The sequence below is a fragment of the Novosphingobium sp. SG720 genome (assembly GCF_012275365.1).
GTDB lineage: Bacteria > Pseudomonadota > Alphaproteobacteria > Sphingomonadales > Sphingomonadaceae > Novosphingobium > Novosphingobium rhizosphaerae.
Window position 1 is genome coordinate 1 of record NZ_JAAZQN010000006.1, and the last position, 18,779, is coordinate 18,779.

15 protein-coding genes are annotated in these 18,779 nt (G+C 66.9%); 11 read left to right on the plus strand and 4 right to left on the minus strand.

Annotated elements, in window-relative coordinates:
- The 5 genes from FHW94_RS18510 to FHW94_RS18530 form a co-directional block, all read left to right on the plus strand.
- Window positions 1–276, plus strand: a 276-nt coding sequence (locus FHW94_RS18510; RefSeq protein WP_246866261.1) for a PfkB family carbohydrate kinase, incomplete at its 5' end; no start/stop codon positions are given.
- A 35-nt stretch (window positions 277–311) separates the two neighbouring features.
- Window positions 312–1,868 carry a carboxylesterase family protein gene (locus tag FHW94_RS18515; protein WP_168557326.1) on the plus strand — a complete coding sequence of 519 codons (1,557 nt, stop codon included), beginning with the start codon at window positions 312–314 and terminating at the stop codon, window positions 1,866–1,868.
- Window positions 1,869–2,226: 358 nt separating this feature from the next.
- Entirely contained in the window at window positions 2,227–5,118 is a 2,892-nt protein-coding gene (locus FHW94_RS18520) for a TonB-dependent receptor (RefSeq protein WP_168557327.1), read from the plus strand.
- A gap of 24 nt (window positions 5,119–5,142) precedes the next feature.
- Entirely contained in the window at window positions 5,143–6,147 is a 1,005-nt protein-coding gene (locus tag FHW94_RS18525; protein WP_168557328.1) for an alpha/beta hydrolase, read from the plus strand.
- A gap of 27 nt (window positions 6,148–6,174) precedes the next feature.
- The gene (locus tag FHW94_RS18530; RefSeq protein WP_168557329.1) at window positions 6,175–7,227 is read left to right on the plus strand and encodes a LacI family DNA-binding transcriptional regulator; all 1,053 of its coding nucleotides are present in this window, start codon (window positions 6,175–6,177) and stop codon (window positions 7,225–7,227) included.
- Here the strand turns inward: FHW94_RS18530 and FHW94_RS18535 are convergent, their stop codons facing one another.
- Window positions 7,228–8,643, minus strand: coding sequence for a mannitol dehydrogenase family protein (locus FHW94_RS18535; protein ID WP_168557330.1), 1,416 nt, complete (start codon window positions 8,641–8,643; stop codon window positions 7,228–7,230).
- Complete coding sequence (gene uxaC / locus FHW94_RS18540) at window positions 8,643–10,076, minus strand: glucuronate isomerase (RefSeq protein WP_168557331.1); 1,434 nt, start codon at window positions 10,074–10,076, stop codon at window positions 8,643–8,645. Before uxaC ends, FHW94_RS18535 begins: the two co-directional genes overlap by 1 nt.
- A 76-nt stretch (window positions 10,077–10,152) precedes the next feature.
- Here uxaC and FHW94_RS18545 point away from each other — a divergent pair, with 76 nt between their 5' ends.
- Window positions 10,153–11,670 (plus strand): altronate dehydratase family protein, encoded by a 1,518-nt coding sequence (locus tag FHW94_RS18545; RefSeq protein WP_168557332.1) that lies wholly within the window; start codon window positions 10,153–10,155, stop codon window positions 11,668–11,670.
- Window positions 11,671–11,687: 17 nt separating this feature from the next.
- Here the strand turns inward: FHW94_RS18545 and FHW94_RS18550 are convergent, their stop codons facing one another.
- Together FHW94_RS18550 and FHW94_RS18555 are read right to left on the minus strand one after the other, a co-directional pair.
- The gene (locus FHW94_RS18550) at window positions 11,688–12,614 is read right to left on the minus strand and encodes a hypothetical protein (protein WP_168557324.1); all 927 of its coding nucleotides are present in this window, start codon (window positions 12,612–12,614) and stop codon (window positions 11,688–11,690) included.
- Between the two features lie 146 nt (window positions 12,615–12,760).
- Window positions 12,761–13,900 carry an acyl-CoA dehydrogenase gene (locus FHW94_RS18555; protein ID WP_168557333.1) on the minus strand — a complete coding sequence of 380 codons (1,140 nt, stop codon included), beginning with the start codon at window positions 13,898–13,900 and terminating at the stop codon, window positions 12,761–12,763.
- 117 nt (window positions 13,901–14,017) lie between these two features.
- Between FHW94_RS18555 and FHW94_RS18560 the strand changes: the two genes are divergently transcribed.
- From FHW94_RS18560 to FHW94_RS18580, 5 genes are all read left to right on the plus strand, one after another.
- Window positions 14,018–14,788 (plus strand): LuxR C-terminal-related transcriptional regulator, encoded by a 771-nt coding sequence (locus tag FHW94_RS18560; protein WP_168557561.1) that lies wholly within the window; start codon window positions 14,018–14,020, stop codon window positions 14,786–14,788.
- A gap of 192 nt (window positions 14,789–14,980) precedes the next feature.
- Window positions 14,981–15,373, plus strand: a complete 393-nt coding sequence (locus FHW94_RS18565) for an OB-fold domain-containing protein (protein WP_349237557.1) — start codon at window positions 14,981–14,983, stop codon at window positions 15,371–15,373.
- Window positions 15,370–16,521, plus strand: a complete 1,152-nt coding sequence (locus FHW94_RS18570) for a thiolase family protein (protein WP_168557334.1) — start codon at window positions 15,370–15,372, stop codon at window positions 16,519–16,521. Before FHW94_RS18565 ends, FHW94_RS18570 begins: the two co-directional genes overlap by 4 nt.
- 5 nt (window positions 16,522–16,526) lie before the next feature.
- On the plus strand, window positions 16,527–17,747 hold the full coding sequence (locus tag FHW94_RS18575) for an acyl-CoA dehydrogenase family protein (RefSeq protein WP_168557335.1): 1,221 nt from the start codon (window positions 16,527–16,529) through the stop codon (window positions 17,745–17,747).
- Between the two features lie 38 nt (window positions 17,748–17,785).
- Window positions 17,786–18,769, plus strand: coding sequence for a thiamine pyrophosphate-dependent dehydrogenase E1 component subunit alpha (locus FHW94_RS18580; RefSeq protein WP_168557336.1), 984 nt, complete (start codon window positions 17,786–17,788; stop codon window positions 18,767–18,769).
- Window positions 18,770–18,779: the final 10 nt, after the last annotated feature.

An 18,779-nucleotide genomic window follows, 5' to 3' on the forward strand; every position in this document is an offset into this window, starting at 1 on the left:
GACCACCACCGCATCGCCGCCCGCGTCGATGCGCACGACGCCGCGCACCAGACCGCCGAAGTGGACGTGACCGGCATCGTCGACCGCATCGGCACCGGCGACGCCTTTGCCGCCGGCGTGCTGCACGCCTGGCTCGAACGCGGCGATGTGGCCGCCATGGCCCAGGCGGGCCTGGCCTATACCGCGCTCAAGCACAGCCAGCCCGGCGACATGTGCACGATCCCGCGCGCCGAACTCGATGCATTCTCCGCCAGCGGTGGTGATGTGCGGCGCTGAGGCCACCGGAAGAACAACAAACGGGAGTGGGCAGGATGGGTCCGATTACCCGGCGAAGTTTGGTCACGAGCGCCACCGCCATGGCCGCGCTGGCGCCGCTGCCCTTGCGCGCGGCTTCCCCAACGCGACCTCAGGTGGGGCGCTATCGCGGCATGCGCGAGGAAGGCGTCATGGCGTTCAAGGGCATCCGCTATGGCCGCGCCAGCCGCTTTGCCCGCGCCGTGGCAGAGCCCTTCACCGGAGAGACCGTGGATGCCACGCGGTTCGGACCGGTCTGCCCGCAGCGCGGCATGGCCGACGCGCCGCAAAGCGAGGATTGCCTGTTCCTCAACGTGTGGACGCCCGAGGCGCACCCGCGCGCTAGCCGCGCGGTCATGGTCTATTTTCATGGCGGTGCTTATGCCAACGGCTCCGTCACCGATCCGTTGACCCACGGCGGGCGGCTCGCGGCCAATGGCGACGTGGTGGTGGTGAGCGTCAACCACCGCCTGGGACCATTGGGCTATGCCTGGCTCAAGCCGCTCGATCCGCGCTTTGCCGATAGCGGCAATCTGGGACAACTCGATCTGATTTTGGCGCTGCAATGGGTGCGCGATCATATCGCCGCGTTCGGCGGTGATCCCGCGCGGGTCATGGTCTTCGGCCAATCGGGCGGCGGGGCCAAGATCGCCACGCTGATGGCCATGCCAGCGGCCAAGGGCCTGTTCCACGCCGCCGCCACGATGAGCGGGCAGCAAGTCCAGGCCAGCGGCCCGATCCATGCCCTGGCGCGTACCCGCGCGCTGATGCAGCGGCTGGACGTCAGCGACGTGGAGTCCTTGCGCATGCTGCCGATCGCACGGCTGGTCGAAGCGCTCGATGCCACCGATCCGATCGTGGATGGCAGTGTCTATTTCGGCCCGGTGCTGGACATGACGAACCTGCCACGCCACCCGTTCTGGCCCGATGCGGCTCCGCAATCGCTGGGCGTGCCGATGATCCTGGGCAATGTGCGCGATGAAACGCGCGCGTTCCTCGATCCGCGTGGCCCCAAGCTGGCCGGACTTTCGTGGGACAATTTGCCTGCGCGCATCGCGGCCGAAGTGAAGATCGACCTCGATCCGCAATGGGTGGTGGCGCAATACCGCGCCCAAGCGCCGGCGTGGAGCGCAGAGCAGGTCTATTACGCCGCCACCACGGCGGGGCGTTCCTGGCCGGGCCAGGTGATCGAGGCCGATGCCCGCGCCGCTGCCGGGGCAGAACACACCTGGGTCTATCAGCTTGACCGCCCTTCCCCACGCGATCCCTTGCGCGGCGCGGCGCATACCGACGATATTCCCTATGTCTTCGGCACGCTCGATGCGCCGGGCAGCTATTCCGGCACCGATGCGGCAGCCCGCAAGCTGAGCGCGATGATGATGGCGGCCTTTGCCGGGCTTGCACGCGGCGGGCGGCCCGGCGGGGTCGGGCGGGGCTTGCCCGAGTGGGCGCCCTATCGCCTGCCGCAGCGCGCCACGATGGTGTTCGACGACGCCCCGCACATGGCCGACGACCCGCGCGGCTGGCAGCGCCGGATCTGGGCCACGGCGCCTTATGTGCAGCCGGGGAGCTGATGTGCGAATCACTCGCACGCAGCCCGGCCAAAGCGCCGAGACGGCGCGCAAAAACCGCTTTCCCGGCGATGTGAATTCAGATTAAATTATTGCTTTATAGACTATTTTCTTCATCTAACGGTTTGCAACGGGGTTCTTGACAGGGGCATGATCGTGCTGCAAAACATATTGTAATGACACCGGTTACCTTTCTTCGCTTGCTGGCGGGGAAACGTCGCCGAAAACAATGAGCCCGGTCCAACTTCCGGGCGGTCCGCCGTGCGCGGATGGGAGTAGTGTTGCCGGATCGATGCAAGCCATTGCGTGCATTGTTGACACCGGTATCATCCAGCCTCACGGGCTGAGAGGGGATGTTACGATGCGCAAGAATGTTTCCCGAGTTTCGACGCTGAAGATCGCGCTGTTCGCCGGCAGCGCGCTCGCCCTGCCGCACGGCGCCCAGGCCCAAGCGGCGCCGCAGGACGCCGCGCCACCCGCTGCAGAGGCAGCCGCGCCCGGCACCGGCGAAGACCAGACCCCGGCGATCATCGTCACCGGCTTTCGCCAATCGCTTCAGGCCGCGCTGAATGTAAAGCGCAATTCGGTCTCGGCGGTGGATGCCGTGGTGGCCGAAGACATCGCCAAGTTCCCCGACCAGAACATCGCCGAATCCCTCCAGCGCATTCCCGGCATCTCGATCCAGAAGGATGGCGGCGAAGGCCGCGCGATCACCGTGCGCGGGTTGGGCGCCCAGTTCACCCGCGTGCGCGTCAACGGGTTGGAAACGATCACCACTTCGTCCGACGGCGCCTCGGCCAACCGCGATCGCTCGTTCGATTTCAACGTCTTCGCTTCGGAACTGTTCAGCAGCCTGGTGGTGCACAAGACGGCCGAGGCGAGCCTTGACGAAGGCTCGCTGGGCGCGGTGGTCGATCTCAACACCGGCAATCCGCTGGCGGGCAAGACCGGCCTGACCGCGGTGCTCAACGTGCAGGGTTCGTACAACAGCCTGTCGAAGAACGTCGGCCCTCGCGTGGCCGGGCTGCTGTCGTGGAAGAACGACGCCGGCACGCTGGGCGTGAATGTCTCGGCCGCCTATTCGCACACCGATACGCTGGAAAGCGGCAACAACACGGTGCGCTGGTCGCAAGCCTATTTCAATTCGGTCAATGGCACGCCGTGCTTCTATTCGGTGGCGGGCGACACCGGCGGCACGGCGGTCAACAGCGGCGGTTTCTATCGCCCGTCGACGGCGTGCGATGCCGCCGCCCTGTCGTTCCACCCGCGCATTCCGCGCTATGGCGTGGTGGAGCACGATCGCCGCCGCCTGGGCCTGACCGGCTCGATCCAGTTCGAGCCCAGCACCCATACCAAGATCTCGATCGACGCGCTCTATTCCTCGTTCAAGGAAGACCGCAAGGAAAAGTGGCTGGAAGTGCTGGCCCGTTCCAACGAGCGCAGCTTCAACGTGGTCAACCCCACGTATGACAGCAATGGCAACATGGTCAGCGGCACGTTCAACAATGCCTATGTCCGCACCGAAAGCTATTTGCGCCAGTCGCAGACCAAGTTCTACCAGGTGGGCGCCACGTGGGACCAGGACGTTTCGGACAGTTTGCGCTTCACTTTGCTGGGCGGGTTCTCGCAATCCGATGCCGATATCCCGGTGGAAAGCACGATTGCCTACGACAGCAAGGGTGCCAACGGTTTCACGTTCGATTACAGCAACATGAAATCGCCCGTGCTGAGCTATGGCATCGACGTGACCAACCCGGCGAATTTCCAGCTGGCCGAAATCCGCGATCGCCCGTCTTACGTCACCAACAAGTTCAAGACCGTGCAACTGCGCACCGAATGGGATGTGACCAAGGGCTTTACCGTCAAGCTTGGCGGAATGTGGCGCCGCTATAACTTCCAGACCCAGTTGTGGACGCGCGACACCGTTGCCTGTTCGGGCAATGGCAAGCCCGACCTGATCCTGGGCACCACCACCTGCTCGTCCAGCGTCTATGGCCTGCCCGTCACCTCGAGCATTTCCGACCTCGTCAGCCTGGGCGATTCCGGGCAACCGGGTGGCACCACCTCGCAATTCCTCGCGGCCAATATCGATGCGGCCTCGGCCTATACCAAGCTTTATGGCCGCACCGCGGTGGAAGACCTGGGCTCCAACCGCCAGGTGCAGGAAACCACCTCGGGCGGATACCTGCAGTTCGACGTGAAGGGCGATCTGCTCGGGCTGGAATATGCCGGCAACGCGGGGATCCGCTATGCCCACACCGACCAGCGCTCCACCGGCTATACCGCAGGGGTCGCGGCCACGGTGGGCCGGACCTATGACGACTGGCTGCCTTCGTTCAACATCGCACTCTATCCGCATCGCGACGTGATCCTGCGCGGCGCCATCGCCAAGGTCATCACCCGGCCTTCGCTGGGCAATCTCAACCCCGGTGGTTCGGTCGACGGGTTCAACTATCGCGTCACCTTCGGCAATCCGTTCCTCAACCCCTATCGCGCCACCAATTTCGACGTTTCGGCCGAATGGTATTTCGCGCCGCAGGCGCTGATCTCGGTGGCCGGGTTCATCAAGCAGATCGAAAGCTTCCCGGTGGCGGGCACGTATGTTGCCACGCTGCCGCAACTGGGCCTCGATCGTTCGGTTCTCACGCCCAGTTCGCCGGCCTACATCAACTATGACCCGGCCCAGGAATACATCGTTTCCTCGCAAGTCAACGGCACCGGGGCGACACTCAAGGGCCTGGAAATCGCGCTGCAACTGCCCTTCCCGTTCCTGCCCGGCTTCCTCAGCCACACCGGGTTCCAGGGCAATGCCACGCTGATCAAGAGCGATGCCGATTACACCATCACCGGTCCGGCGGTGAGTGCCTGCACCCGCAATACGGCGGGCGCCTGCACGCTGGCCGGGGTTTCGGCAATCTACAACCAGACCCTGCTCAACGTGTCGAAGAAGGCGTGGAACGCCACGCTCTATTATGACGACGGCAAGTTCAGCCTGCGCGGTTCGGTCAGCTATCGCGGCCCGTTCGTCGATGGCACCAGCGCCACGGGCAACGTGTTCGAAGGCTATGGTTCGTACACCAGCGTCGATGCGGCCGTGCGTTACAAGATCCGTCCATGGCTGGAACTGTCGATCGACGGCAACAACCTGACCGATGCCTATCGCTATCGCTTCACCGACCAGACCGCCCAGCGGAACTATGAAAACAACCACTATGGCCGCACCATCCTGTTCGGCGCTCGTGCCAAGTTGTGAGGTAACGCCAGGGAGACACTGCCCATGACGCTTTCCCGTCGCGCTCTGGTGGCCCGGACGCTTGCGGGGGCAGCATGGGCAACAGCCCGGCCGGCGATGGGGCAAACCCCACCGCCGGCCGGGCCACGTGGTGTTCCGCCGGGCCTCCCCCAGCCGGTGGAAACGATCGACCTGTGGCCAGATGGCGCCCCCGGCCATCTGGCCGCTCCCTTGATCGAAACCGTCAACGAGCGATCGAGCGATACCCTGGTCAACGACCGCGCGGTGCTGGGCATCACGCGCCCGCGCCTGGCCGTGTTCCGGCCGGATCGGCCCAATGGCGCGGGTGTCATGATCACGCCGGGTGGCGGCTATCGCTGGGTTGTGGTGGACAAGGAAGGCTATGAAATCGGCCGCTGGCTGGCCGCGCGCGGCTTCACGGCCTTCGTGCTGTTCTATCGCCTGCCGGGTGAAGGCTGGTCTTCGGGGCCCGATACCGCCTTGGCCGATGCGCAGCGTGCCATGCGCTTGATCCGCCACCGCGCGCGCGACTATGCGATCGATCCCGAACGCGTGGCCGCGATGGGGTTTTCGGCCGGCGGCCATGTCTGCGCCGATCTGGCGGCGCGCTTTGCCCAACGCGTCTATCCGCAGCAGGATGCGGCCGATGCACTATCGGCCCGGCCGCACAGCGCCGCGCCGATCTATCCGGTGGTCAGCATGGACCAGGCCATTGCCCATGCCGGCTCCCGCACCCTGCTGCTGGGCGCCAAGCCCACGCCGGCGCTCCAGGCCGCGCATTCGCCCGACGCTTGCGTGCCGGCCGATGCGCCCCCGCATTTCCTCTGCCATGCCGAGGATGACGACGTGGTGCCGGTGGAAAACACCGTGCGCCTGCGCGCCGCGCTCAAGGCCCGTGGCATTCCGCTGGAAATGCATCTCTTTGCCAACGGCGGCCACGGCTTTGGCCTGCGCCGCGCGATCGGCAAGCCGGTGGAGGCCTGGCCCGACCTGTGGCGCGCCTGGGCGGCAACGGTGGGGCTGGCCTGACACCGCCTTTGTGCGCATAGAACAGGGATGACCGATCCCAACCCCCAGCCCGGCGCGGACCACGCGCGCCACGCCGAACCCACGATCGAGGATGTCGCGGCGGCAGCCGGGGTGTCGATCCGCACGGTCTCGCGCGTGCTCAACAAGTCTCCCAAGGTCAACGCGCAGACACGCGAACGGATCGAGGCGGCAATTGCCGCACTGCACTTCCGCCCCAGCCTGCGCGCCCGCGCGCTCGCCATGCGGCGCTCGTTCCTGATCGGGCTGATCCACAACGATCGCAACGCCCTGGTGCTCGATTCCATCCAGCGCGGGATCGTTTCGGTCACCGCCGAGCAAGGCTATGAACTGATCGTGCACTCCACGCCGCTGGCAGGAGACGCGGCGATCGCGGACGTGATTGGTTTTGCCGGCCGATCGCGGGTGGACGGGTTGATCGTGCTGCCGCCGATTTCGGGGGTGGCGGGCCTAGCGGGCGCGCTCGATGGCGCGCAAGTGCCGGCCGTGGCGGTCTCATCGGTGCCGCTCGATGGGTTTGCCGGCGTGATCCTGAGTGACGAGCGTGGGGCCGGCGCGCAAGTGGCACGCCACTTGCTAGAGCTGGGCCATCGCCGCCTGGGCCTGGTCAACGGCCCCACCACCATGGCTTCCGCCCGTGAGCGCCGCGCCGGCTTCATTGGCGAAGCGGCCGGCACGGCCGATGCCAGCGTGGCCGAAACGGCGGGCGACTATGGCTTTGCCTCTGGCATGGCGGCCGCGCAAGCCTTGCTGGCGGGGCCGGATCGCCCCACCGCGATCTTTGCCGCCAACGACATCATGGCGGCCGGCGTGCTCAAAGTGGCAGCGCGGATGGGCCTGGGCGTGCCGGGCCAACTTTCCGTCGTCGGCTTTGACGGCAGCATGCTGGCGCAGATGCTCACCCCGGCGCTCACCTCGGTGCTGCGCCCGTTCGATGCCATCGCGGCCGCCGCGACCCGTCACCTTATCGCGCGGATCGAAGGCACGGCCCTGCCAGCGCCGTTCCACCCCACGCTGGCGATCGTGCCGGCCGAAACGACTGGTCCGGCGCCGAAAAGCTGATCAGGGCAGCCGCCCCTCCTCCAGCGCCGCATGCGCGTGCGCCACGGCATCGACGAAGTCTTCGTCGTGGCCCAGCGCGCCGAACACGGCCGGCATAGCCAGCACCGCGCGCCAATCGGGCGCACGGGCCAGGAGTTCGCCCGCCAGGGGATCGGTGATCGGGCGGCCATCGCGCGCCGCAGCCGCCAGAAAGCGCAGCCAGGCCGCGATCGGCACGGCCAGCCGGTCGATCGGGCGGCCCGCGTCGAGCGCGTCCTGCACTGTGCCGAGCAGGCGATAGGGCAGCTTCTGCGAGCCATCCCAGGCAATCTGCGCCAACAGGTGCCGGATCGCCGGATTGGCAAAGCGCGCCAGCACATCGCCGATGTACCCCGCCAGGTTCAGGCCCGGCGGCGCCTTGACCGACGGGGCGATATCCTCGCGCATCAGCCGTTCCACGAACGTGGCGAGCGCCGCATCCTGCATCGCCTGGGCCACCGTTTCATGGCCCAGCCCCAGCCCGAGATAGGCCAGCGTGGAATGCGCGCCATTGAGCAGGCGCAGCTTGGCCGCCTCGAACGGGCGCACGTCTGCCGCGAAGGTCGCGCCCGCCAGGTCGAGCGCGGGGCGCTCCCCGGCAAAGCGATCCTCGATCACCCATTGCGTGAAGCGTTCACGCTGGATCGGCCAGGCGTCTTGCAGGCCGGTTGCCGCGGCCACCTGCGCGCGCAGCGCATCATCGGTGGCCGGCGTGATCGAATCCACCATGGCATTGGGAAAGCGCACGTGATCGCCGATCCAGCGCGCCGTTTCGCCATCCACCGCCTGCGCCAGCGCCAGGGTGGCGGCTTCCAGCTTGCGCCCATTGTCGGTCACGTTGTCACACGACAGCACGGTCACACCCGGCAGGCCGGCGGCGCGCCGCGCGGCCAGGCCCTGCACCAGCCAGCCGATGAAGCTGGCCGGTACCCAGCCCGGCCCGCCAGCCGCCGCCAGGTCAGCGGCAATGGCCGGATGGGCAAAATCCAGCGCGCCATCGCCGCCCAGGCAATAGCCCTTTTCCGTCACCGTCGCGCTGATCACGCGGGTATCGGCATTGGCCAGCGCGGCCAGGATCGCGGCGGGCGCCGCACCGGTAAGCACCTGACCGATGCTGCCGATCACGCGGTAATCGGTCTGTGCATCGAGCAAGGCCAGCGTGTAGAGCCCGCCCTGTGGGTTCAGCGCCTGGGCCACACCCTGCGAATGCAGGCTGACCCCGGTGATGCCCCAGCGCGGATCGCGGGCCAGCAAGGTGTCGAACGCGGCGGCCTGGTGCGCGCGGTGGAAAGCGCCGGGGCCGAAATGAACCACGCCCTGGCGCACCGTGGTGCGGTCATAGGCCGGGCGCGCCACCTCGGCAGGCACAAGCTGCAGCGTTTCGGGGGAGAGCCGCATCAGCCCTGCCCTTCCGGCGTAGGCAGGCCATAGGCGCGCCGCACCAGCCCCGTGGTCAATTCCACGATCAGTTCGGCCGCTTCCCAATCGGCCAGGCGGTGTTCGGCCACCAGCCGCGCGAGGAAGCCGCAATCGATCCGCCGCGCCACGTCATGCCGCGCCGGGATGGAAAGGAACGCGCGCGTATCGTCGTTGAAACCGACGGTGTTATAGAACCCGGCGGTTTCCGTGGTCATTTCGCGGAACCGGCGCATGCCTTCGGGACTATCGTGGAACCACCAGGCCGGCCCCAGCTTGAGGCACGGATAGTGCCCGGCCAGCGGCGCCAGTTCGCGGGCATAGGTCGTTTCGTCCAGGGTGAAGAGGATGACCTTGAGCGCCGGTTCGTTGCCGAACAGATCGAGCATCGGGCGCAGCGCCTCGACATATTCGGTGGCGCGGGGGATGTCGGCGCCCTTGTCACGCCCGTGGCTGGCAAAAAGCTGCGCATTGTGGTTGCGCGTGGCGCCGGGGTGGATCTGCATGGTCATGCCATCCTCCAGGCTCATCCGCGCCATTTCGGTCAGCATCTGGGCGCGGAACAGCTCCGCCTCTGCCGCATCGGCCCGGCCAGCCATGACTTTGGCAAACAGCGCCTCGCATTGCGCGCGCGAAAGATTGGCCGTGCGCGGGGTGAGAAAGCCATGGTCGGTGGCGGTTGCACCCATCGCGCGGAAATCGGCACGGCGCTGGCGGTGCGCGGCGAGATAGCCGGTCCAACTCGTCACGTCCTCTCCGCTCAATTCGGCAAAACGCGCCATATCGCGGGCAAAGGCATCGTGTTCGGGATCGATCACCGAATCCGGGCGATAGGTGGTGACCACATTGCCCTGCCAGCCAGATGCCCGGATGGCCTTGTGGTGCGCCAGATCGTCTGCCGCGCCTTCGGTGGTGGCGAGCAGTTCGATATTGAACCGCTCGAACAGCGCGCGCGGGCGAAACGCCGGGCTGGCCAGCGCCGCACCGATCGCGTCGTAATAATGGTCCGCACTCGTTTCATTGAGCGTTTCGGTAATCCCGAAGACTTCGGCAAAGACATGGCCCAGCCACATCGCCGAAGGCGTGCCGCGAAACAGGTGCCAGTGGCTGGCAAAGGTGCGCCAGGCCGCACGCGGATCGATATCGGGCAGCACGCCACCCTGGCGCGGCACGCCCAGCGCATCGAGCGACACGCCTTGCGAATAAAGCATGCGGAACAGGTAATGGTCGGGCGCGAGCAGCAGTTCGGTGGCATTGGCCCAGGGCGCATCGCTGGCAAACCATTCCGGGTCGGTATGGCCGTGCGGGCTGATGATCGGCGCCTTGGCCACCAGGCCATAGAGTTCGCGCGCAATCGCCCGCGTGGCGGGATCGGCGGGAAACAGGCGATCGGGATGAAGGTCGAGTCTGGGCATCGAAAAAGCCTCTTGCATGCGGCGAAAGGGGCTCTAGCCGGTTGTGCCAGCGCTGGCAACAGTGTATCCCAGCCGCATGACCGAGGCCCTCACCACCCTTCCCGATGCCCTGCAGATCGCCCCGCGCGATGATGTTGCCGTGGCGCTGCGTCCACTCGACGCGGGCGAGACCATTGCCGTGGGGACCAGCCGCGTGGTGTTGCGCGATGCCGTTCCGGCGGGGCACAAGTTCGCGCTGCACTCCCTATCGGCAGGCGCCCCGGTGCACCGTTATGGCGCGCGCATCGGCCTCGCGACCCAGGCGATCGCGGCGGGCGAGCATGTGCACAGCCACAACCTGAAGACGGCGCTGGGCGGGGAACTGGCCTATGCCTTTGCCCCGCATGCGGATACCGCGCCCGTTGCGCCGGGGGATGCGCCCACGTTCCTGGGCTTTGCCCGCGCCGATGGCAGCGTGGGCACGCGCAACGAGCTGTGGATCCTGCCCACCGTGGGCTGCGTAGGCCGGCTGGGCGAGCGCCTGGCGCAGCGCGGCCAGGGCATGACGGCGGCCCTGCCCGGCGCCGCTATCGATGGCGTCCATGCGTTCAACCACCCATTTGGCTGTTCGCAACTGGGCGCTGACCTGGATGGCACGGCCGCGATCCTGGCCGCCCTGGCGATGAATCCCAATGCCGGCGGCGTGCTGCTGCTCGGTCTCGGCTGCGAATCCAACCAGCTCGATGCGCTGCTCACGCGCATTCTGCCCGAACGGCGGACGCGCCTGCGCGTGCTGCGCGCGCAGAGCGAGGCCGACGAATTTGCCGCCGGGCTTGGCCATATCGAGGATCTGCTGGCGGTGATGGCGCAGGATCGGCGCACGCCGGTACCGCTTTCCGCGCTGCGCCTGGGGGTGAAATGCGGCGGGTCTGACGCGATGAGCGGGTTGACCGCCAATCCCTTGATCGGACGGATGACCGATGCCGTCACCCAGGCCGGCGGCGCGGCGATCCTGACCGAAATTCCCGAAGTGTTCGGCGCAGAAACCCTGCTGCTCGAACGCGCGACCAGCGCCGAGGTGTTCGATCGGCTCTCCACCCTGGTCAACCGCTTCAAGCGCTATTTCCTCGATCATGGAGAGCCGGTTTCGGAAAACCCCAGCCCCGGCAACATTGCCGGGGGCATCACCACGCTGGAGGAAAAGTCACTGGGCGCGGTGCAAAAGGGCGGCCAGGCCCCGGTGACCGACGTGATCGACTATGGCCAGACACTCAGCCACCGCGGCCTCACCGTGCTGGAAGCGCCGGGCAACGACGCGGTTTCCACCACCGCGCTGGCCGCGGCCGGCGCCACGCTCACGCTGTTTTCCACCGGACGTGGCACCCCGCTGGGCAGCCCGGTGCCGACGATGAAGATCGCCTCGAACACCGCGTTGGCCCGGCACAAACCCGGCTGGATCGATTTCGACGCGGGCCAGGCGCTCGACATCGGCATGGACGCTGCGGCGCAAGCCCTGCTCGCTCGCATTATCGCCGTGGCCAGCGGCGAACCGGCGCGCAACGAAGCCAACGACGAACGCGCCATCGGCATCTGGAAACGCGGCGTGACGCTTTAGGTTTTTGTCATCGCGCTTTAGAAAATGGGCCGGCTCAACGACAGCAGCGCCGCGGCTTCGCGCACGTGGCGTTCCCAGGTGCTGCCGGCATAGGGCGCGCAGGCAAAGCTCACGTTCAGCCGGTCATCGCGCAGACCATCGACCCAGCGTAGCGCCACGCTGCCGCCCGCATCGCTTTCTGGGGCGGTGCAGCCCGCGTTGCCCGAAACCGCCTTGATCCCCAGCGGCCGATCGCCATCCAGCGCGGCGATGAAGGCATTGGCGTTCCGTGGCCGGGTCTTGGTCGGCGTGCGGCGATAGACCCACTTCTGGTGGATCATGTCCCAGTTGCCGCGCTCGATCAGCACTTCGCCCGTGGGCGAGACCGAAAGCCTGACCGTCTCGCAATCCTTGCATTCCGACGGCGGCGACACCGTCACCACGACCGTGGAGACAGCAACCGGCGGGGGCGGCGGCGGTGGGGGTGGCGGCGGTGGCGGGGGATCGGGCGAGCGGTTCACGACGATGGGCGCGGCTTCCGGGACGGGCTCGGGCGCAGGAGGCGGCGGCGCAACCGGTGCGGGTGCCGCAGGCGGTGTATAGGCGGGAGCGGGAGCGGGAGAAGGCGCAGGCGCCGGTACTGGAGCGGGTGCGGGAGAAGGCGCCGGTTCGGGTGCCGGAGCGGCCAGCGGCGGGCTGACCGGGGCCGACGCGGGAGGCGTGGGTTCGGCATCGGCGGCCGGCGGTGGCAGTGGTGCGGTTTGGGTCTGGGTTTGGGTTTGGGCTTGGTCCTGTTCCGGTTCAGCCTGCGGGGCCAGCGCGGCAGGTTCTGCCCGGGCCCTGGCCGGCATCGCGCGGCGCGCGGCGGCTTCGTGGTGGAACAGCGCCGGCCCGCAGCCTTGCAGCGCGAGGGCCGCAACGCAGGCCGTGCCCGCCAGGAAAACACGCACCGAGGACTTCAACATGATGGGATCCCGACCAAGAACAACCGCGCGATGGGGGAATCCCCTGTTCCCGCGCGCATGCTCTTATCGCGCCTCGATCGCGCCGGGTATCCCCCCTTGCCGATTTTTCGATATGTCGCCAAGCCTTGCGGGGATGCCGCGGTGCCTCAGGCCGCCAGGCCTGCATAGCGATCGAGCTTGGCCAGCGGTTCTTCGGGCCAGCGCGACAGCAGCACCAGGCGCTTGTGGCCATGGCCGATCGCCAGTTCATCGGTCACGCCCATGCCGCCGTGGAACTGGATCATGTCGTGGCCCAGCGCCAGCGAGACTTCGCTGATGAAGGCCCGAGCCCCGGCCACGGCATGGGCAAAATCGTGCGCGTGCGACGCTGGGTCACCGCCATCACCGCTTCCCACCAGGGCCAGGTTGAGCAACGCCTTGGATTGCTCCAGCGCGCAATAGTGCGCCACCATGCGATGCTGGATCGCCTGGAAACGGCCCAGGGGCGTGTTGAACTGGCTGCGCGTGCGCAGATATTCCAGCGTCTCGTCAAAAATGCGCTGCATGACGCCCACTGCCTCTGCGGCGCGGGCCAGATCAGCCAGCGGCATGACCTGGTCGAGCAGGGCAAGCCCGTCGCTGAGCGCGTGATCGGCGGGGACGGTGACGCCATCAAGCGCAAGATGCGCGGCCACGCTGCCATCGATCATCCGCCACGGCGTGAGCGTCAGGCCGGGGGCATCGGCGGGTACCAGGTAGAAACCCACGCCATCGCTGCCACCGCTTGTGGCAGTTCGTGCGCTGACGACAAAGGCGTCGGCGCCCACGCCCGCTGGCACGCAATGCTTGATGCCGGAAAGGCGCACGGTTCCCGGCCCGGCTTCGCTGTGCGTTTCCACCCATGCTGCATTGCCGCGACTCGATGGTTCGGCATGGGCCAGCGCCACGCGACGGGTGCCGGTCGAAAGCCCCTCGCGCCAGGCCGCAGCCAGGTCTTCGCCCGCACCGGCCAGCAAAAGCCGTGCGCCCACGAGCACGCTTTCGGTCAGCGGCTCGGTCACCAACCCTCGCCCCAGCGCGCCAAACAGCGCCACGATCGCTCCCGCGTCCAGGTTCATGCCCCCGTCGCGCTCGTCCAGCGGCGCCGCCATCAGCCCGAATTCAGCGAGCAAGTCCCAGTTTTCCTGGGAAAAACCCTGCGGATGCGCCTGATAGGCACAGCGCCGCTCGATATCATAGCGGTCGGCCACAAAGCGATCGGCCAGGTCGGCCAGCATGGTTTCTTCTTCGCTGCGCTCGAAATTCATGGGTTTTGCTCCCTCGCCAAGCGATCTAGCACTACCGACAGGCCAACCACGCTGCGAAAAAGGCTAGGAAGGCTCACAACGCCCGATCAAAAGAAGGCAAAAGAGATGGTCCTGGAGATGGATGCCCCAAGCCTGGAATGGGTTGATGCCGTGCGTATCACGGCGCCAGATCAGATCCGCCGCGCGGCGCAAGCGCTCGATGCGCTCGCCCGCAGTTGCGGATTGCAAGCCGCGCCCGCGCACAACATTGCCGACAAGCGCACGCCGATGGACGCCGATGGCAGCGTGCTGGCGCGCGACGTGTTCGGCTGGACCAACGAGAAGGCCTGGTGGCAGAACCCACGCATCGCGCTGGATTCGCCGATCACCACGGCCTGCCGCTTTGAAAGCGAGCCGTTCTGGATGAACGAGAAGGGCTGCCACACCCGTGCACCCAACCGCTATCTCGCCGCGATCGACCTCACCAACTTCGAAACCCGGGCGATGACCCGCGCGGCAATCGTCGTGCCGGTACACCTGCCCTTTGGCCAGATCGGCGCGGTCTCGTTCAATCCGCTGGACCAGTCGCTTACCGATCTTGGCCCGTTGTTCCGCCGCTATGGCGATATCTTTGGCCTGGTCGGGCGCACGTTCATCACCAGCTATGTCAACACGATGGGTTCGCTTCAGGCCTTGCCGCCGGGCTCGCGCCTGTCGAAGCGCGAGGTGGAGTGCCTGCGCTGGGCGGCAATCGGCAAGACCGACCTGGAAATCAGCATGATCATCGGCCGCAGCCGCGCCACGGTGCGCTTCCACATCCACAACGCCTCGATCAAGCTGGACGCGGTCAACCGCAGCCAGACCGTCTTCAAGGCGGCCCAGCTCGGCTACATTTCGCTCAACAAGTAGGCGTGCAGCATTTCCGCAGCATAGCTCGCGTCGTTTCGGCGCGGCGTGGCGCCGTGCCCGGCGCAATTGCGCCGTTTCCCCTGCCCTTTTGATTGGCCCTAGCGTTTTGAAGAGTCGCCAGCAGGGGCACCGGCGGGCTTTATCGGGAAAGCGGAATCGCAACAGCGCCCGCATTGTCAGGAGAGGAAAACTTTGCCCCAGCCCGCCGCCCTGTTCATGCCCGAAGCGCCCTTGCGGCTGATGGGTGGGCGCGAGCGGGATAGCGGGCGCATCGTGTTTCCCCATCCCGCAGCACCGGCGTTCGAACCGGTCGCGCTTTCGCCGCGCGGCACGCTGTGGTCTTACACCATCCAGCGCTTTCGCCCGAAAAGCCCGCCTTATGCCGGGCCGGAAGACTTCACCCCCTGGGCGCTCGCCTATGTCGAGCTACCCGGCGAAGTAATCGTGCAGGCGCGCCTGGTGGATGTGGCGTTCGACGCCATCCGCATCGGCATGGACCTGGTGCTGACCCGCGTGGCGCTTGATGCGCAGGCCGCAACGCCGTTGTGGCTGCCCGCGTTCCGCCCGGCGGAGGCAGCAGCATGAGCGCGGCCGTCCAGATCGTGGGGATCGGGATCCATCCGTTTGGCCGCACCGAAGGGCGATCCGGCCTCGAACAGGGCGTGCTCGCCGTGCGCGCGGCGTTGGCCGATGCCGGGGTAGAGTGGCGCGATATCCAGTTTGCTTATGGCGGATCGGATGCGGCCGGCAATCCCGACTCCATGGTCTCGCACCTGGGGCTGACCGGCGTGCAGTTCATCAATGTGCGCAACGGCTGTGCCACCGGCGGCTCGGCGCTGTTTTCGGCGCAGATGGCGATCCGTTCGGGCGAGTTCGAGCTGGGCCTTGCGCTCGGCTTCGACAAGCATCCGCGCGGCGCGTTCAATGCCCTGCCGGCCGAATACAACCTGCCCGAATGGTATGGCGAAGCCGGCTACATGGTCACCACCCAGTTCTTTGCCGCCAAGATCATGCGCTACATGCACCTGCACGGCATTTCGCGCCGCACGCTGGGGCTGGTGGCGGAAAAGGCCTTTGCCAACGGCGTCCATGCACCCCACGCCTGGCGGCGGGAGCCGGTGGCGCTCGACACCATTCTCGATGCGCCGATGGTGTCCGATCCCTTCACCAAGTTCATGTTCTGCTCGCCCGGCGAAGGCGCCGTGGCGCTGGTGCTGGCGAGCGAGCGCAAGGCACGCCAATTGGGCGCCGCACCCATCCGCCTGGCCGCCGCCACCATGCGCACCCGCCCGCCCGGCAGTTTCGAAGTCTTTGCCCCCTGCATCGATATCGGCGGCGGCACCGCAACGGCCACGCGCCTGGCATCGGCGGCTGCGTTCGAGGCGGCCGGCATCGGCCCCGGCGAGATCGCCGTGGCGCAGTTGCAGGACACCGAAGCGGGGGCAGAGATCATGCACATGGCCGAGAACGGCTTTTGCCCCGATGGCGCGCAGGAGGAATGGCTGGCGCAAGGACGGACGCGCATCGATGGCACCCTGCCGGTCAACACCGATGGCGGATGCCTTGCCTGCGGGGAGCCGATCGGCGCTTCTGGCCTGCGCCAGGTTTATGAAAACGTTGTGCAATTGCGTGGCGCGGGCGGTGGGCGGCAAGTGCCGGGCAGCCCACGCACGGCCTACAGCCACGTCTATGGCGCCCCCGGCGTCTCAGCAGTCACCATTCTTCAGAAATAGCCCCGATGGACCTTGATCTCTCTCCCCAAGACCTGACGTTCCGCGACGAAGTGCGCGCGTTCCTGGCCGAAAACCTGACAGCGCAGATCCGCGATGGCGCCGCCGCCACGCCATCGGTCTTCGTGGAGCCCGACATCGGCCAGGCGTGGAACGCCGTGCTGCACAAGCAGGGCTGGCTCGCCTATCAATGGCCAAAGGAATACGGCGGCACGGGGTGGAGCCCGGTGCAGCGCTACATCTTCGAAAAGGAATGCGCCGAAGCCGGTGCGCCCAACCTGACGGTGCTGGGCCTCAAGCTCGTGGCCCCGGTGATCTACACCTTTGGCACGCCCGAACAGAAGGCGCATTATCTGCCGCGCATCCTCTCGGGCGAGGATTACTGGTGCCAGGGCTTTTCCGAGCCGGCGAGCGGATCGGACCTTGCCAGCCTGCAATGCCGCGCCGTGCGGATCAGCGACGAACGCGGCGAGCGCTATGTCGTCAACGGATCGAAGATCTGGACCACCCATGCCCATTGGGCCAACCGCATGTTCTGCCTGGCGCGCACCGATGCCAGCGCGCACAAGAACGCGGGCATTTCGTTCCTGCTGATCGACATGAACCAGCCGGGCATCTCGGTGCGCCCGATCCTGACGCTGGCGGGCGATCACGAAGTCAACCAGGTGTTCCTGGAAGACGTGGAAGTGCCGGTGAGCGACCGCGTGGGCGCCGAGGGCGATGGCTGGAAACTGGCCAAGTTCCTGCTGGAAAACGAACGCGGCGGTTCGTGCCACGCGCCCAAGCTGGCCTATGACTTGCGCCGGATCGAGGCCGACGCTGTCAGCCAGAGCGATGGCCACGGCGGCACGATGGCCGGCAACGCCGAATGGCGCCGGCGCGTGGCGCGCATCCGCCTGGGGGTGGAATCGCTCGAAATGATCGAGCTAAAGATCCTTTCGGAAATCGCCCATGGGCAAAAGCCGGGGCCGCAAACCTCGCTGGTCAAGCTGCTGGCCTCGAACCTGCGGCAGGATATCGACCTCTTGGCGATGGACTTGCTCGGCCTGGCCGGGCTGGAACTGGAACGCCAGCGCCCGCTCTATGGGGCCGGCGCCCCTGTGCCGGTGCATGGCGGGCAAAGCCAGGTTGCTGCCGCGCGCTATCTCAACAGTCGTGCCTGGACGATCTTTGGCGGCACCAACGAGGTGCAGGCCGGGATCATCGCCAAGACCGTGCTGCATCTTTAAGCCATGAACAGGCAAAACAGAACCGTCGGGAGTCGGGAATGCAACTGAGCCGGGAAGCCCTGCTGAACGCCTATCGCGCGATGAAGACCATCCGCGAGTTCGAGGAAAGGCTGCACGTGGAAATCCAGACCGGCGAGATCGCCGGCTTCACCCACCTCTATTGCGGGCAGGAAGCCGTGGCGGTGGGCGTCTGCGCGCATCTGGGCACGCAGGATCGCATCGTTTCCACCCACCGTGGCCATGGCCATTGCCTGGCCAAGGGCTGCGACGTGGAAGGAATGATGAAGGAAATCTGGGGGAGCCGCGAGGGCCTGTGCAAGGGCAAGGGCGGCTCGATGCACATTGCCGACGCCGACAAGGGCATGCTGGGCGCCAATGGCATCGTCGGCGCCGGCGCGCCCATCGCGGTGGGCGCGGCGCTTGCCAGCCGCGCCGATGGCCCTGGCCCCGATGGCCTCAACGTGGCCATCGCCTTTTCCGGCGACGGCGCGTGCAACCAGGGCACCACGTTCGAGGCGATGAACCTCGCCGTCGTGACCCAGGCGCCGTGCATCTTCGTGTTCGAGAACAACCACTATTCCGAACACACCGGCTTTTCCTATGCCGTGGGCACGGCACAGGACATCGCCAGCCGGGCGCAAGCCTTTGGCATGAAAGCCTGGCGTGCCGACGGCACCGATTTCTTTGCCGTGCACGACACCATGCGCGAGGTGCTGGCCCACGTGCGCGCCGGCGGCGGGCCGGTGGCGGTGGAATTCGATACCGAGCGCTTCTTCGGCCATTTCGAAGGCGATCCGCAGCGCTATCGCGGGCCGGGCGAACTCGATCGCATTCGTGCCGAGCGCGATTGCCTCAAGCGGTTTCGCGCGGCGGTTACGGCAGCAGGCCTGCTTGACCATGCCGAGATCGACACGCTCGACACCGAGGTGCTGAACGCGATCGAGGCAGCGGTGGCCGCCGCGCGCGCCGCCGCGCGCCCCACGGCCGAAGACATGCTGGCCGACGTCTACATCAGCTATTGATCGCGGGGAG